The organism is Halosimplex rubrum (genome assembly GCF_013415885.1).
Taxonomy (GTDB): Archaea; Halobacteriota; Halobacteria; order Halobacteriales; family Haloarculaceae; genus Halosimplex; species Halosimplex rubrum.
In genome coordinates this window covers 3264689-3280336 of record NZ_CP058910.1, presented here as the reverse complement: position 1 = coordinate 3280336, position 15648 = coordinate 3264689, and the positions used below count along the sequence as shown (strand labels likewise).

Genomic DNA, 15648 nt, shown 5'->3' with positions numbered 1-15648 from the left:
CCGTTCTGTATCGTTCCGATTGGTTCGTTTCCGATCGGAAAATACGGCGGTCCCGTGAGAGCGGCGTTCGACAGTGTGAAACGGCCTCTCGTGTGCCGCCGTCCGTCGCTGTGACGCGTCGAAACGGTGAAAAACGACTCGGCCGGCGTCTGATCCGCACGGGGCGGACCGACGATCCGCTGGTCCGATCCGGTCAGCGTGCTCGCCGAAGCGTACGCTTCGTCGAACGAGTCGAATCGAAGATTCGCCGGTTTGCCGAGGCTTACGCCTCGTCAAACAGCGTCTCGCCTTCGACCATGTTCTCTTCGATGGTGTCGAAGTCGAAGGTCAGGCCGAGACCCGGCTCCTCGGGGATCTCCATGCGGCCTTCCTCGATGAGGTTGTCCTCTTCGACCAGGTCCTCCCACCAGCCGAGCTCGTAGGAGTGGTACTCGACGGCCAGGGAGTTCGGGATGGCGGCCGCGAGCTGCGCGGAGGCCATCGTGCCGATGGGCGAGGAGACGTTGTGCATGGCGACGGGGATGTAGTACATGTCGGCCATGGCTGCGATCTTGCGGCCCTCGCGCATGCCGCCGACGCGCGGGATGTCGGGGGCGATGATGTCGATGGCCTCGTTCTCGATGAGGTCGCGGTTGCCGTGGGTGCGGTAGACGTTCTCGCCGGTCGCGGTCGGCGTGGCGGTCGACTGGGTGACCTCGCGCTGGGCGTCGTGGTTCTCCGGCGGCACGACGTCCTCGAGCCACCAGACGTCGTACTCCTCGAGGCGCTTGGCGAGGCGCTTGGCGCTGCCGGTGGCGTACGACCAGTGGCAGTCGAAGGCCACGTCGGCGCGGTCGCCGACGGCCTCGGTCGTCGCCTCGACGATCTCGGCCTTGTGCTCGATCTCGCCCGGGCGGAGGTGGCGGTTGGCGCGGTCCTTCTCGTGACCCGAAGGCACGTCGAGGTCGAACTTGATGGCGTCGTAGCCCAGGTCGGAGACGACGCGGTCGGCCTCCTCGGCGCAGGCCTGCGGGTCGGCCTCGTCCTCGGTGTGGAGGTCGCAGTAGACGCGAGCGGAGTCGCGGTACTTGCCGCCGAGCAGCTGGTAGGCCGGCAGGTCCGTGAGCTTGCCCGCGACGTCGTGCAGCGCGATCTCGATGCCGGAGATGGCCGAGATGACCTTCCCGGAGATCGAGCCCTCGCCGGACATCTTCTGGATCATGTGCTCGTAGAGCCGGTCGATGTCCAGGGGATTCTCGCCGACGAGGAACGGCTTCATCCGCTCGATGATGGCCGTGTCGCCGCCGCCCCAGTAACATTCGCCGTTGCCGACCGGGCCGGCGTCGGTGTAGACGCGCACGAGGATCCACGGGTAGTTCCCGTCGACCATCGTCGTCTGTACGTCGGTGATCTCCGCGTCGCGTGTGCCGCCGCGCTCGTTCTCGACGCCCATCGTCTCCGCGGAGAGGTCCCGCATCGTGTACTCAGCGTTCGGATCGCTGATCTTGTCGAAGTCGACCATGACGAGTATAGGTCCAGACGTAACTCGCTTAAAGTTTCCCACATCCGCTCGGCCAATCGCCCCTCTGTGCGGGCCCGTGAGAGCGATCGAGATCGAGGCAGGTCGTGTCCTGTATGGAAACTCGTAAGTGGCCGCCAGACGACCGTTTAGGTGCATGACAGAGACAACGAACCTGTACATCGACGGCGAGTGGGTCCCGGCCGAGGACGGGTCCACGTTCGCGGTCGAGAACCCGGCCGACACGAGCGAGACGGTCGCCGAGTACGCGAAGGGGTCCACCGAGGACGCCCAGAAGGCTATCGACGCCGCCAACGAGGCCCAGGGCGACTGGGAAGCGATGCCGGCGCCCGACCGCGGCGCGATCCTCCGCGAGACCGGCGCAGTTCTGGAGGAGCGCAAGGAAGCGCTGACCGAGCAGCTCTCCCGCGAGGAGGGGAAGACGCTCTCGGAAGCCGGCGGTGAGGTCCAGCGAGCCATCGATATCTTCTACTACTACGCCTCGAAGGCCGCGGACAACGCGGGCAAGCGCAAGGGCCCGAGCGGCGGCCGCACGTCGGTCTACACGAAGCGCGAACCGCTCGGCGTCGCCGGCCTCGTCACGCCGTGGAACTACCCCATCGCCATCCCGGCCTGGAAGATCGCCCCCGCCCTCGCGACGGGCAACGCGATCGTCCTCAAGCCCGCCTCGGCCGCGCCCGGCCCGGCCGGCAGCATCGTCCAGGCGCTCGAGGACGCCGGCCTTCCGGACGGCGTCATCAACTTCGTCCCCGGCTCCGGTAGCGACGTCGGCGCCGAGCTGACCTCGAACGACGGCATCGACGCCGTCTCCTTCACCGGTAGCTCCGAAGTCGGCCACCATGTCTACGACGCGGCCACCGACAACATGGCCCGCGCGCAGGCCGAGATGGGCGGCAAGAATCCCGCCATCATCACGGACAGCGCGGACGTCGACGAGGCCGTCGACATCGTCGGTGCCGGCGCGTTCGGCGTGACCGGTCAGGCCTGTACCGCCTGCTCCCGCGCCATCGTCCACACGGACGTCTACGACGAGTTCGTCGAGGGCATCGTCGAGTACGCCGAGTCCATCGACATCGGCCCCGGCACTGAGGACCCCGGCATGGGCCCCCACGTGACCCAGAGCGAGCTCGAATCCACGCTCGAATACGTCGACGTGGCGGCTAACGAGGGCGCGACCCACGAGACCGGCGGCGAGCGTCTCGAGGGCGACGAGTACGACGACGGCTACTACGTCACCCCCGCGGTCTTCAGCGACGTCGAGCGCGACATGCGCATCTTCCAGGAGGAGGTCTTCGGTCCGGTCCTCGCCGTCACCGAGGTCGACGACTTCGACGACGCCATCGAGGCTGCCAACGACAGCGACTACGGTCTCTCTTCCTCGGTCGTCACCGACGACCTGAACGAGGCCTACGAGTTCGTCGAGCGCACCGAAGCCGGTGTCGCGAAGGTCAACGAGAAGACCACCGGGCTCGAACTTCACGTGCCCTTCGGCGGCGTGAAAGACTCTTCGACCAACACCTACCGCGAGCAGGGCGACGCCGGTCTCGACTTCTTCACCGAGATCAAGACGGTCTACCTCAACACGTAGACCCGCCATCCAACCGCTCGCTCCGTAGCCGAGAGCGGGCATCTCCGTCCGGTATCGCCGGACATTCTCTCTTTCAGCCATCGACGACGAGACGTAACACGCCCGTAGCCGCCGTATCTTCGACTCGACGACCCACCACCTTCAATATCGTTCTGTTCCGGTGAACGCATACTGGTAACTTATATGACCTGAAGCGTTCGTCAGGACGTACGCATTTCGTGTATCGTCGCCGGGAACGACCCAATTGGCGTGGAGACGACCGTCTCCATAGGTGCAACTAACGTTCGGCTCAGTAGAACGCTAGTTCGAATGAATTCGGGCCGCGTGGATCGGACTAGCAGGCATGACAGTACTACGTGTGTAATCCGGATCGGTCCGGAGAACTCGCTCTCGAATCGCAAAATCGACCTGCACGAAGGGGGAGACAGACCGGATCCTCCAGTAGTGGACGTGATACCCCGACCACCCCGAAACACGGCCGGACAGGAGACGAGACGCGATACGGCCGAGCCGGATATTCGATATAGCTCCATATGATTTATTCGTGTGGCACCAGACGCGAGATGTGAGCGTAGAAGTATGGTTTCGGCACGGGATCGACCCAGAACTACCGGTCGTTCAGAGAAGCCGGTAGATGTGTTCGGAGTACACTTCGCGGACGCGGTCGCCCCAGTCGTGGGTGTAGGTGTCGATGATGTCCTGAGCGACGTCACCGCGGAGGTACTTCACGATGCCGCGGTCGCCGGTGCGGTCGCGGAGATGCGTCGTGAAGAAGTGACGAAAGTAGTGGGGGGTGACGTTCGCTTCGGCGCCGCCACCGTCTCGGTACCATCCCTGGTCGCGGGCGTGCGTTTCGACGATGTGATGGACCATGTCCGGGGTGAGTCGCTTCCCCCACTCGTCGGTCGTACTGACGAACAACGGGTCGGCGTCCGATCGGGGGTCCGGACGGACGGCCAGCCACTCCACGAGGACGGCTGCGAGTTCGTCGTCGACGGGGATCGTTGTCGCCCGTTTGCGCTTGTTTGACGCCGTGCGCCGCTGGCCGTTGTACTCGTGGCCCGCGCTCGGTTCCTCGTCGACGTAGACCGAGTCGGGTTTCCCGTCCAACTGCGGACGATGTGCCCACTCGAACGGCGTCTCCGCCAGCGACAGGTCCCGTCTGTCGAGATTGCACAGTTCACCGGCTCGCATCCCCGTTTTGAGCAGCGTCACCACGACCGCTCTGTCCAGCGGATGGGTCACCTCGCCCACGAACGACCGCATCGCGGGGATCGCGATGTCGCGTCGCTCCGGGTCGACGTTGATCGATTCGTCGATCTCCTCCAGGACGAGCGCCATCGGGTTCTCCTCGAAGGTGCCCACCTCGGTCATGTAGCCGTAAAACCGGTGGAGGTAGGAGGCGTACGTGGCGACCGTGCTCTCGCCGACCGACCCGCGGAGCTGGTGGATCCACGCCATGCAGTCCCGGTGGTTCGCCTCGTCGAGGTCGAGCCCCCGTTCGGTCAGGTACGCCTCGAACTCCCGAAGGACGCGCTCGTAGGCGTCGCGCGTCCGCTGGCTCTTCCCCTGGAACGTGATGTCGTCGAGGAAGTACGCGACGGGGTCGTCGGCGTCCCCCGTCCCGCGTTCGGCCCTACTCATCGATGGTGTACCCGCCGTTGCGGCCGCTGTAGGTGACCTGCCCCTCCGACTGGAGTCGCTGGAGGGCGTCTTCCAGCCCCGCCTCGATGTCGTCGGTCACCGCTTCGAGCAGTTCGTCCCACGACAGGTAGTCGCTCGACCGCAACGCCTCGACGACCCTGTCTTCGAGGCCCGAACCCCCGGAGTCGGGCGTCGAAGACGCCTCCTCTGAATCCGTCTCCGACGGTGTATCTGCCCCGTCGAGGTCGGAGTCCCCCGCGTCGTCACTACCGAAACCGCGGCGACCCGCCTGAACCATCGTCCGGACGAACTCGCTGCGGCTCATCCCGAGTTCGTCGGCGTGGTCGTCCCACTCTTCGCGCTGGTAGGCCGGGACGTACGTCCTGACGGCCGTCCGCGAGGTGTCCACGTCGCTCTCGCTCATTATCTGCCTACTTGCACCCGTTCACAATCAATCTACCCCCACCTTCACGGATCAACGAGGGAAAGCGATCCGTCCGAGGGGTTGCGAAGTACTACCGCTGGACGGGCGCGGGCGAGCAGACCGTGTCGAAGCCCCTCGTCGACGCCGCTGTGCAGGCGCTTCGCGAGGGCAACAGCACGGTGCTGGCGCACCTCGTCGGTGTAACGGAGGGCGAGCTACGGGCTGACGGCCTATCGCTTCACGCCCGGTTCAGCGCCGAGAACGAACTCCAACGAGGTCGTTACGCAGTGGACGGCACTCGCGAAGCACTTTGCGAAACTCACCGTCGACGCTGCTGGCGCCGTCGGTCACACCGGGAAGGTCATGCACCCGAGGCGAAGCGGCTCGCGACGCCCTGCTTCTGGAAGTTAGAGGATCGGCTGTTCGGTGGTCCGCTGGAGGAACTGGAACCCGCCAATGTGGAGTATTCGCTGGATGATTCTGCTCCCTGGGCGTGGGATCTCGAACCCGAACTGTTCGCTCGTGATCTCGGCTGGTCGGAGCTTCTCGAAATATTAAAAAATCATCGGCCAGAATCAGGGTAATTCTCCCAGCACCCTTCAATATTTGACGTATCATAATGCGGTCCCAACCATTTGAAGGATAAATCCACTACATAACAGTAGAAATCCAATTCCCCTAATTTTGGATTCGCCTTTTCTAATATCTTCTCGCAACCTCCGTCGTATTTGTTCAAAATTTCCTTCATGAATTGGGTCTGGTTCATCCCCTACCTCATTAATTCCATGTATCTGACCATTTGGTCCAGACATGTCTAATGCAGTGTATTTTATTCCTACTCCGATTATATCTTCATCAACGGGTTCATCAATTATATTATCCAATTCCGACATAAAATCCTCATAGCCTGTTGACTGGGAGTCTATTCCATCAATCTCTATATTTCTTAATGCTAACCACAGTCTTCCCGGCTTGTGGAATCTTCTCAGATAGCTGATGTCTGGTATTGCAATAACGAAAGCACCGATAATATCTAAGAATAATCCAGATAGTATAAATACATTATTCCACTCAAATTGTGCGATATTCATGGTTATAACTATTCTCTCGAATTTCTAAACAATTCTGTTATATTCTGCCCATAAGCCGGATTGGTCCCCGGGCACTCTTCCGCAGCTGCGGTTCCCGCAGCGGCCCGGCGCCGACCTCCTTGAGCACCCACTCGCTCACTCTCTGGTGAGCCGGGCCAGGAGGAAACCCGAACGGGAGTGCGAGACCGATGGGGCACTCAATGGGGGTTATGACCTCGTACTGCCGGGATCCCGATTCAAAATTCAGCCCCTCTCCGAGAACAAATCGACAGATATCGAAAACATTGGGGACGGAGCGAGGCGGGATGTGGGGACTGCTATCAGCGACGCTTTTATCCGTTGAAGTCGATATTTGCGGATTCACTCCCAGTTCCACCTCTCTTCTGCCTCAGATTGTTCGCCTTGCCTATACCGACATACGGTGTACAGCGTATGACGTGTCCCGATCGGTGATCGAGTTCTGTGGCAGGTGTTCCCCGAAGAACTACGCTCTGCTCCGAAACCGGCACTCGCTCGCCGCTCGAACTCCGAGTCGATACCCACTCGACGAAACCACGCTTCGGGAATCGGTCACACACTCTCGGTGGCTACCTCAGTGACAGGTTCGCCGAGAGGTGGCTCGGTTCGTCTCGACCAGCGGTCGAAGACAGGTTGCCCCACCCAGATCGTCGTCGCACGAGATCGGGATCGAAGATTCGGATCACCGACCACGAGCCGATGCGATCACCTCGCCGCGACGGCGCCGCTTCAGACCTCTCTCAGAGAAACCCCGTTCGACGGCTCACGATCACGCAACCCCTGGGGGTAGCGCATGCGAGAACGGCCTCCCTCGTGAGTCCCGCCAAACTTCGCGCGTTAGAACCGAGGGCGGCGTATCTCGCACACGAAGCTAATTCACACTCGCGAGGGCATGGTTCGGACGCTCCTGGCGCTCGCGAACTACTCGAACGTTCGAGATTATGATAATCAGTCAAGACTGACAAAAGACGAATTAGCGGCGATCATCCTCGCGTTCGACTCAGACACCGAATCACTAGAGAAGTCCAACCCAGGAGTCTAGACTCCCGGATAAAGACCCTTATTTGTGAGTGAGGTGCTGATTACGAGGCCATAGAATGGATAATAGGCGTAGATATGGGTCCAAATAGGCGTAGGAAACGAGATACACATCTAATTCATTCTGAATCGGGGCCGGCCCGATCGGACCCGTAGTCGTGGGCGATACCCGAGTTCCGGCGCACGCACCCCTCTGTATAAAAATTCAGACGTGTTCGGGACGACTGGGGCGCTAGCGGCGTCTGGCCCTGGTTGCACGTCCCGCGTGGCTTCCTCGAGACGCCACGATAGGGTGGGCCGACTCGTCGGACCCGCCCTCACCACGATCCGAACGCAATCGCCGCTCTGAGGGTAGACAGTTCACCGTATCGGACGAAGACCGGTTGCGACAACGAACTCGTCAGAGGCGCTACTGTGGCCGGTACGGAACTGTCCTGGCACTTGGCAGCGGGTTCGATTCGGGGGGCGAACCGCCCCTTGGAAACCGCGTTCGGGGACGGTCCGCGTGGCTCGCCGGTCTCGTCGAGGTCGACAGATCGACGGGGTCGCTGTAGGGCCCCTATCGTGCTGCCCAGCGGGAACGGTCCCCGCCGAGTCCGTCTCTCACCGGACGGCCGGCGAAATCGTCGGGGCTCGAACTCGTCCGTAGGCGACGATGGTCGGGCGACGGCCAGGGACTCGACTCGCCTCACGCTGTCGACTGCCCCCGTCTCACCAGTCGGAGGACGAACTCGGGGCAGTCGCGACCGTCGGCCCCTGTGGTACTTTCAGGGCGACCCGTTCAACGCTCCGCGACGACCGTGAGGGGCAGGGCGTTGGAGAGGGTCGGTGCCGGCCCGGACCGCCGTCGCAAACGCGCGACCGTCGCAGTGTGCCATCGTTCCTACACCCTTCGCCGTCGACACCGGCCACCCGGTTCGGCGACCGTCGAGCAACGCAAGGGCGCTGGGAAGTACGTCAGCAGCAGGTGCCAGTCAGGGCGGCCCGAGTAGACACAGTAGGTTCCAGCGGTCGAACCCGACCCTCCGACCGACCCCCATCCCGCGCGAGCTGTCGGTGCGCGGTTCGAGCCGACACGAGACGCGCCGACCGCGGAGCAGCTCTGGCCGGGTCCCTTCCACAGTCCGGACGGCTATCTCGCCGGAGGAACGACAGGCGGGGAACGAGACCAGTCCGGGTTACGACACCCTCGGCCGTCGAGCTGTGGGGTCGAGTCCGCGACAGCGGCCCGCCCTCGAATGCTCGGCCCCCAACCTCGTGGCACTGTTTCGCTCTGGTCGACCTTCCACCGATGCCTCTCCCGGGGGCGCACGACCCCGACTGTTCGAACAATTCGACTGAACCACCGAGATCGAACTGGTTCGCCGACCGAGCCACGCCGAGTACGATCCCCCCCTGGCCGGCGAAATAGTGTAATTTACACAACCGTTCCAGAAGAGAGCACTGCACGACACCGCATAGATAAATTATATGCCGCTATACGGAATGTTGTCGAGTTGGTCCGATATCGCGACCCTTCGAACGGACGATATCCCGCCCCACAGCCGTTCTCGTCGGGTTTCGAGACCACACGAGCATGGAAGGTCCGACGGACACCGACCGACGGACGGACCGAGGCGACGGCCTGGCTGCGGTGCGGTCGGAGTTCCTCGCCGGTTCCGGGCGTGGGTTCCCGATCCCCTTCCGTCGGGATCGCATCGGACGCTGTGGAAGACGACTGCCGGGTCGTCGCTGCGCTGTCGGACCGCCGAAGCGTCGGCGCGGGTACTCGACGATCTCGCGGCGGTGACCGACACGCCGACGGGTCGTATTCGCCGAAGGTGTCGACTCGCCGCCATCCGTCGCGATGGACCGTCCCGGGCCGGTCGTCGATGGCGCGGCCGAGATCTCGGTGCCGGTCGACGGCGTCCCGGGAAACCGAGCGAGCCCGTCGGAAACAGCCACGCGGAACCCCGTCGAGGAACTCGTCAAGCTGTTGGTGAAGCGACCTCGAAGCGGACGGACGGCGACACGTTCGACCCGGTGGAAATCGCTGTCGTCGGAACAGTGATCGGGAGAGAAACGCGACCGCTCGAAACGCGGGACTCCGGCAGAGAGTACGGTACTCGGTGGTCGTGGACTGAGAGAGGAGAGAATCGGTGGGCCCGGACGGTCCGGGCTCGCGACGGCGTTACTCCTCGGCGGGTTCGTCGGCGTCGGGACCGCCGGGGCCGGGCGAGCCGGCGCCGGTCTGGAAGACGAACTCGTGTTCCTCTTCGGTCTCGAAGTTGCCCAGGCCGTCGCCCAGGTACTGGGCGTAGCGTGTGAGCTCCTCGGCGCGCGAGGAGACCTCGTTGAGTTCGGCGGCCTGTTCCTCGGCGGCGCCGGCGACGTTCTCGCTCTCGGACATCGTGTCCTCGGCGAGGTCGGCGGCCTGCTCGATCATGCTCGCGACCTCGCGGATGCTGTCCAGCGAGTCGCCGAAGTCGACGTTGGGGTTGTCGGCGGCGAAGTCCTCGAGCTGTGCGGCGACGCCGTCCATCTCCTCGGAGATGTTCTGGAGTCGCTCCTTCTGGTCGTAGGCGTCGTCGGAGATCTTCTGGATGGAGTCGGCGACCTGTTCGCTGGCGTCGCGGACGGTCTCGGCGCTCTGCTGGACCGACTCACCGCTCTCCTCGACCTCTGCGGCGAAGGTCTTGAGCTGGCCGGTCGTCATCTCCAGCTCGGTCAGCATCTCGTTGAAGTCCTTGGCGATCTGGTCCATCGCCTCGTTCTCGCCCTCGGGCTCCATGCGCTGAGTGAGGTCGCCGCGGGCGCACGCCTGCATCGTCTCGGAGTACGCCTCGGCCTTGCTCTGGAGGTAGTTCGAGAGCTCCATGGCCTCGGCCCGGGAGACTTCCGCCTCCTTCCGGGCGCGTTCGGCCTCGTCGATCTGTTCGCGAAGCGAGTCGCGCATCGACGCGAACGCGCCGTAGAGCTGGCCGATGCTGTCGATGCGCCCCGAATCGATGTCCACGTCGAGATTCCCCTCCTCCATCTCCTGAGCCTTGCCTTTCAGGCGGTCGATGGACGAAGAGGTGTTGTACCCGAGTGCGGCACCGATCAGCAGCATCACCAGCACGGCGCCGGCGGTCGCGAACATCCCGAACTGCTGGACCTGCTGGACGTCACCGAAGAGCACGTCCGTCGGCGCGTGGACGAGCACCGCCCAGTCCTCTGAGCCGCCGGAGACGAGGACGGGCGCGTAGCCGACCGCGTACTCCTCGCTCATCACGTTCTGGTCGGTCCGGCTGGAGACGACGCCGCTCGGCTCGTCGGTGAGCGCCAGCGCGTCATCCACCACCTGTTGGTCGCCGTACTGTTCGAGGGTCAGGTCGGTGTTCGTGTCGGGCAGGGACCGTCGCTCGTCCATCAGGATGGTGCCGCTGGCGTTGACGACGGTCGTGAATCCGCCCTCGGCGCGGTCCTCCCCCTGAAGGCGGCTGTTGATGTCTGTGATCGCCACTTCCACGAGGAGATACCGCGTGTTCGTGCCGTTGACGTTGCTGGCGAAGCCGACGACCGGGACGCCGCTGGAGCTCTGGTAGACGCTCGAAACCTGCACGTCGGCCGTCGAGGAGAAGCTACGCTCCGTGACCCAATCCTGTGGCGTTCCAGCGGTGTCGGTGTTCGCTCCGACGTTCGTGCTCGCCACGATGTTCCCGCCTCCGGGACCGGTGTCGATGAGGTGCATGTTCGTCACGTCGTTCGGCATCTGTGAGTCCTGACGGTTCCGGAGCGTCCCGGCCATCTGGCTTCCGTCCGTGCCCCGATACACGGGTTCGCTCGACGCCAGTCGCGTCGACAGCCGGTTGCTCTCCAGCCACTGGTTGACGAGGTTCGACTCCTGGGTCGCGAGCCCGCGGTACTCGCTTTCGACCTGGTCGCGAGTGTGGTCGACGAACTGCTGGGTGCCCACGAGGCCGACCGCACCGATGGCCAGCCCCATCACCAGCAGGACGATGAGGAACTTCAGCGCGAACCGCTTCCTGAGGAAGTCCGGCACCACCGTCCGGACGACGCCCATGATACCGCCACCGCCGCTGTCCCCGTCTTCGCTACTCATGTGTCTCCTCTCCGTTCGGTCGTCGGTCGATACCCCGCGTTCGAGTCACTGTCGTCCGGGGGACGACCCCGGAGCCCTGACTCGACCTGTCGGCTGTGCCCCAGTTGCCCATGGAATTCCATGTCCGACTATATCATATATAGTTTTGGAGTACTACGTGACAGCTCCGGACTATCACACACGTATCCGGCCGGATCGCCGCCGTGTCGCGGCCGGCCGACCGCGTCCGCGCGCCGCGGATCCCCGCGGATTTAAGCCGAGCCCCGACCCAGCGACGGGCATGACCGATCTCGTGACCGTCGGCGAGTCGATGCTCAGGCTCTCGCCGCCGGACCACCAGCGGCTCGAAGCGATGGACGAACTCGACGTACACGTCGCCGGCGCGGAGAGCAACGTCGCCGTCGCGGCCCAGCGGCTCGGCCTCGACGCCGCCTGGGTGTCGAAACTCCCCGACTCCCCGCTCGGTCGCCGGGTGACCAGCGCCCTGGGCAACCACGGCGTCGACGCCGACGTGGTCTGGGACGACGACGCCCGGATGGGGACCTACTACGTCGAGATGGCCGGTAAACCCCGCGGGACGAACGTCATCTACGACCGCGCCGACTCCGCGGTCACCACGGCGACGGCCGACGAACTGGCGACCGACCGGATCGCCGAGGCGGACGCCTTCCACACCACGGGCATCACGCCCGCGCTCTCCGAGACCCTGCTGGAGACGACGACCGACCTCCTCGAACTCGCGACCGAACACGACACGACGACCGTCTTCGACGTGAACTACCGGTCGAAGCTCTGGTCGCCCGCCGAGGCCCGCGACACCCTCGAAGGGCTGTTCCCCGACATCGACGTGCTCGCCGTCGCCGTCCGCGACGCCCGGACCGTCCTCGACCGCGAGGGCGACGCCGAGGCCATCGCCCGCGAACTCGCCGACGAGTTCGGCTTCGAGCTGACGCTCGTCACCCGCGGCGGCGAGGGGTCGCTGGCGCTGCACGAGGGCGAGGCGTTCGCCCAGGGCGTCTTCGAGGCCGACGAGTACGACACCGTCGGCACCGGCGACGCCTTCGTCGGCGGCTTCCTCGCCTCGTGGCTCGACGGCGAGTCGGTCCCCGACGCCCTGGAGTACGGCGCCGCCACGGCGTCGCTCAAGCGGACGATCCCCGGCGACATCGCCCTGGTCACCCCCGAGGAGGTCGACCGGGTCGTCGAGTCGGGCGAACAGAGCGGTATCTCGCGGTAGCCGAGCGGCAGGTCACCGTCACTCGGCTGCCTCGAATGTTCGAACGAGCCGTTCGGGGAACTGCTCGGGGGAGAAGATCGACACGACGTCGCCGGCCTCGATCCGCGTGTCCCCGTCGGGCGTGATGCGGTCCTCGCCGCGTTCGATGCTGACGACGAGGGCTTCGTCGGGGAGGAGGCCGTCGCTGTTCGCGGCTTCGAGCGTCCGGTCGGTGATCTCGGCGCTCTCGGAGACGGTGAACTCGACCACTTCGGCGCCACCGACGACGCTCTGGAAGTCCCGGATCGCCGACCGCGGCTGGTCCGCGTCGGGCGCGAACGACTGGTAGGGCTGGACGACGTCGTCACGGACGATGTCCTCGCGCTCGATCGTGACCCCGAGCCCGGAGAGCCGCTGAGCGATGCGGTTGATGTCGTCGGTGTCCGCGCCGACCGCGGTGACGACCAGATTCTCCTGTCCCGCCAGAAGTTCGCGGACGCTCACGACCCCGTGAGTCCCGAGGGCCTCGTTCGCGATATTGGAGCGGTCGCTCACCGGCGCCGTACAGGTGAACTGGGTCGTCACCCTCCCGTCGGTCGCCTCGTAGTCGATGTCTGCGTGATAGCCGCGGACGATCCCCTCCTCTTCGAGCTGTCGGATCCGGTTGCGGACCGTCGCCGGCGTCACGTCCACCTCTTTCGCGATCTGGGGTGCCGAGGTGTTTCGAGCATCCCTCCCGAGATAGTACAAGATCCGCTCGTCGATTTCGTCGATCCGATAACTCATGCCGGAGTGTATTTGCGGATCGTCAATAGGGGTTTCGTCGTCACGCGCTCGACCTGACGCTGGTACACCCGTATACGGACTCGAGTTTTTGATGCGAAAAATAGAGGCGAATATATTGACTAAGTCGGTAAAATATGGTCCCAAATATTTTTCAGTGCCGGTGTGGTATCGAGATCGTATGAGGCATCACACGACCAGATCGGCGCTCGAACAGCTCACGGAGTACTACGACGACACGGAGCTGGTCTGTCCGGAGTGTGGCTTCGAGGACGAGGAGGGCCACTGGCGGAGCGAGACGGACGGTAACGTGGTCGAATACACGCACGAGTGTCCGGAGTGCGGTGCGGTCGGCGAGCACACGCTCACGGTCCGGCGCGACTGACCAGGAGGGCCGCGCCCGGCCGGCGCGGTTCGAAACTGAATTAGGCGGTCGCACGGGAGCGATCGGAGAACGAAGCCAACCATGCAGGAACGAAGCGTCGGTTCGAGGGTGTCCGGGCGAATACGGCGCGCCACACGCCGTGAGCCGGTGGCGTGCCCCCGCATCGGTCTCCGTCGAACCGCCCGTGGGGGACCTGTCGGGCAGCGATGAGTACCGGAATCCGCGTCGACTGGCGGGCGAGCGTCAGCCTCACCGGCAGCGTCGTCAAGTGGCTCACGGTACCGATGCTGTTCCCGGTCGCGCTGGCGCTGTACTACGGCCGGGGGATCGAGGCGTTCCTCGTGACCGTCCCCCTGGCGCTGGCGGTCGGGTACTCGCTGGAACGGCTCCACGACGACCCCGGAGAAGCGCTGGGCGCCCGGGAAGGGTTCCTGATGGTCGCGCTCACGTGGCTGCTCGTCAGCCTCGTCGGCGCCGTCCCCTATCTCGCCGAGGGGTGGCTGACCGCCTACGGGTCGGCCTCGACGCTGCGGTGGCCGGTCAACGCCTTCTTCGAGTCGATGAGCGGGTTCACAACCACGGGGTCGACCGTGATGGGCACCATCTCCTTCGAGGGTCACTCCCGGGCACTGATGATGTGGCGCCAGCTCTCCCAGTGGCTCGGTGGCATGGGCATCGTCGTCCTCGCGATCGCCATCCTCCCCGAACTCTCGGTCGGCGGCGCCCAGCTGATGGACGCCGAGGCGCCCGGCCCGGGTATCGAGAAGCTCACCCCGCGGATCGCCGAGACCGCCCGCACGCTCTGGGGACTGTACATCGGTCTGACCGCCCTGGAGATCCTCGGGCTGTACCTCTTTCACCGGCTGGGGATGGCCCCGGAGATGACGCCGTACAACGCCGTCGCCCACGGGTTCACGACGATGCCGACGGGCGGATTCTCCCCGGAGGCACACTCGATCGAGGCTTTCTCGGCCGTCGTCCAGTGGTTCGTCGTCCCGTTCATGGTCGCCGCGGGGACGAACTTCGCGCTCTTTTGGCACTGCTGGAACCGCGACCTGCGGACCGTGGCCGGGGACGTGGAGTTCGGCTCCTATCTGGGCATCATCGGCGTGCTCTCGGCGCTGGTCGCCGGGCTCCTCTTCACCGGTCCGGGCCACGACGCGCTCGTGGGCGCCCTCGAACCGTCGGTTCGCCACGCGGTCTTTCAGGTCGTCTCGATCGTCACCACGACGGGCTACGCCAGCATGGACTTCAATCTCTGGGGGGAGAACGCCAAGTACGTCCTCCTGTTCGCCATGTTCGTCGGCGGTTCGGCGGGCAGCACCGGCGGGTCGGTCAAGGTCATCCGCTGGGTGGTGATCGTCAAGTCGCTGTTCCGAGAGCTGTTCACCACGATCCACCCCGAGGCCGTCCAGCCCGTTCGGCTCGGCGACCAGGCCATCGACGAGGGGACCATCCGCGGCGTCTACGCCTTCACGCTGCTGTATCTCGTCATCTTCGGCGTCGCGGCCGTCCTCGTCGTCGTCATCGGCCACACGGCGGAGCCGCTGTCGGCGTTCGAAGCGACCAGCGCAGTCGCCGCTACCCTCGGGAACGTCGGCCCGGGCGTCGGCGCCGTCGGCCCAATGGCGAACTTCGGGGGATTCCCCGCCGTCTCGAAACTGCTGATGGTGTTCCTGATGTGGATCGGCCGTCTGGAGGTCTTCCCCGTGCTCGTCCTGCTCACGCGGGCCTACTGGCGGTCGTGACGCGCCGCCGGAGCGGTCACGTCGCGACGCCCCAGACCGAGAGCCTGCGCGGGACCGACGCCGCGGGTTCGAGCGTTCGGTTGGGGTGGCACCCACTACCACGATAGCGG

At 64.6% G+C, this 15648-nt stretch carries 11 protein-coding genes; 5 read left to right on the top strand and 6 right to left on the bottom strand.

What is annotated here, in order from left to right; genetic code table 11:
* Nucleotides 1-262 precede the first annotated feature (262 nt).
* On the bottom strand, nt 263-1501 hold the full coding sequence (locus tag HZS55_RS16505; RefSeq protein WP_179908672.1) for a mandelate racemase/muconate lactonizing enzyme family protein: 1239 nt from the start codon (nt 1499-1501) through the stop codon (nt 263-265).
* A gap of 154 nt (nt 1502-1655) precedes the next feature.
* On the opposite strand from HZS55_RS16505, the gene xacF reads away from it, so the two are divergent.
* Nucleotides 1656-3107, top strand: a complete 1452-nt coding sequence (gene xacF, locus HZS55_RS16500) for a 2,5-dioxovalerate dehydrogenase (RefSeq protein ID WP_179908671.1) — start codon at nt 1656-1658, stop codon at nt 3105-3107.
* A gap of 618 nt (nt 3108-3725) precedes the next feature.
* On the opposite strand, the gene HZS55_RS16495 is transcribed toward xacF, so the two are convergent.
* Nucleotides 3726-4751, bottom strand: coding sequence for a tyrosine-type recombinase/integrase (locus HZS55_RS16495; RefSeq protein ID WP_179908670.1), 1026 nt, complete (start codon nt 4749-4751; stop codon nt 3726-3728).
* A complete protein-coding gene (locus HZS55_RS16490) occupies nt 4744-5175 on the bottom strand; it encodes a DUF5805 domain-containing protein (RefSeq protein WP_179908669.1) in 432 nt (143 codons plus the stop codon). Before HZS55_RS16490 ends, HZS55_RS16495 begins: the two co-directional genes overlap by 8 nt.
* A gap of 122 nt (nt 5176-5297) precedes the next feature.
* Here HZS55_RS16490 and HZS55_RS16485 point away from each other — a divergent pair, with 122 nt between their 5' ends.
* Nucleotides 5298-5759: a hypothetical protein gene (locus HZS55_RS16485; protein WP_179908668.1), complete on the top strand. Its 462-nt coding sequence runs from the start codon at nt 5298-5300 to the stop codon at nt 5757-5759.
* Between the two features lie 30 nt (nt 5760-5789).
* On the opposite strand, the gene HZS55_RS16480 is transcribed toward HZS55_RS16485, so the two are convergent.
* Entirely contained in the window at nt 5790-6266 is a 477-nt protein-coding gene (locus HZS55_RS16480) for a hypothetical protein (protein ID WP_179908667.1), read from the bottom strand.
* 3226 nt (nt 6267-9492) lie between these two features.
* Nucleotides 9493-11406 carry a HAMP domain-containing protein gene (locus HZS55_RS16475; RefSeq protein ID WP_179908666.1) on the bottom strand — a complete coding sequence of 638 codons (1914 nt, stop codon included), beginning with the start codon at nt 11404-11406 and terminating at the stop codon, nt 9493-9495.
* Between the two features lie 280 nt (nt 11407-11686).
* On the opposite strand from HZS55_RS16475, the gene kdgK1 reads away from it, so the two are divergent.
* Nucleotides 11687-12643 carry a bifunctional 2-dehydro-3-deoxygluconokinase/2-dehydro-3-deoxygalactonokinase gene (kdgK1, locus tag HZS55_RS16470; RefSeq protein ID WP_179908665.1) on the top strand — a complete coding sequence of 319 codons (957 nt, stop codon included), beginning with the start codon at nt 11687-11689 and terminating at the stop codon, nt 12641-12643.
* Between the two features lie 18 nt (nt 12644-12661).
* On the opposite strand, the gene HZS55_RS16465 is transcribed toward kdgK1, so the two are convergent.
* Nucleotides 12662-13408, bottom strand: coding sequence for an Lrp/AsnC family transcriptional regulator (locus tag HZS55_RS16465; RefSeq protein ID WP_179908664.1), 747 nt, complete (start codon nt 13406-13408; stop codon nt 12662-12664).
* A 178-nt stretch (nt 13409-13586) separates the two neighbouring features.
* Here HZS55_RS16465 and HZS55_RS16460 point away from each other — a divergent pair, with 178 nt between their 5' ends.
* Both HZS55_RS16460 and HZS55_RS16455 read left to right on the top strand, forming a co-directional pair.
* Nucleotides 13587-13790, top strand: coding sequence for an HVO_0649 family zinc finger protein (locus tag HZS55_RS16460; RefSeq protein ID WP_179908663.1), 204 nt, complete (start codon nt 13587-13589; stop codon nt 13788-13790).
* 206 nt (nt 13791-13996) lie between these two features.
* A complete protein-coding gene (locus tag HZS55_RS16455; RefSeq protein WP_179908662.1) occupies nt 13997-15538 on the top strand; it encodes a TrkH family potassium uptake protein in 1542 nt (513 codons plus the stop codon).
* The last annotated feature ends 110 nt before the right edge of the window (nt 15539-15648 follow it).

Excerpts from the sequence above, each read along its gene's own strand:
- HZS55_RS16505 (WP_179908672.1), bottom strand. The coding sequence starts at position 1,501 with ATGGTCGACTTCGACAAGATCAGCGATCCGAACGCTGAGTACACGATG.
- xacF (WP_179908671.1), top strand. The coding sequence starts at position 1,656 with ATGACAGAGACAACGAACCTGTACATCGACGGCGAGTGGGTCCCGGCC.
- HZS55_RS16495 (WP_179908670.1), bottom strand. The coding sequence starts at position 4,751 with ATGAGTAGGGCCGAACGCGGGACGGGGGACGCCGACGACCCCGTCGCG.
- HZS55_RS16490 (WP_179908669.1), bottom strand. The coding sequence starts at position 5,175 with ATGAGCGAGAGCGACGTGGACACCTCGCGGACGGCCGTCAGGACGTAC.
- HZS55_RS16480 (WP_179908667.1), bottom strand. The coding sequence starts at position 6,266 with ATGAATATCGCACAATTTGAGTGGAATAATGTATTTATACTATCTGGA.
- HZS55_RS16475 (WP_179908666.1), bottom strand. The coding sequence starts at position 11,406 with ATGAGTAGCGAAGACGGGGACAGCGGCGGTGGCGGTATCATGGGCGTC.
- kdgK1 (WP_179908665.1), top strand. The coding sequence starts at position 11,687 with ATGACCGATCTCGTGACCGTCGGCGAGTCGATGCTCAGGCTCTCGCCG.
- HZS55_RS16465 (WP_179908664.1), bottom strand. The coding sequence starts at position 13,408 with ATGAGTTATCGGATCGACGAAATCGACGAGCGGATCTTGTACTATCTC.
- HZS55_RS16460 (WP_179908663.1), top strand. The coding sequence starts at position 13,587 with ATGAGGCATCACACGACCAGATCGGCGCTCGAACAGCTCACGGAGTAC.
- HZS55_RS16455 (WP_179908662.1), top strand. The coding sequence starts at position 13,997 with ATGAGTACCGGAATCCGCGTCGACTGGCGGGCGAGCGTCAGCCTCACC.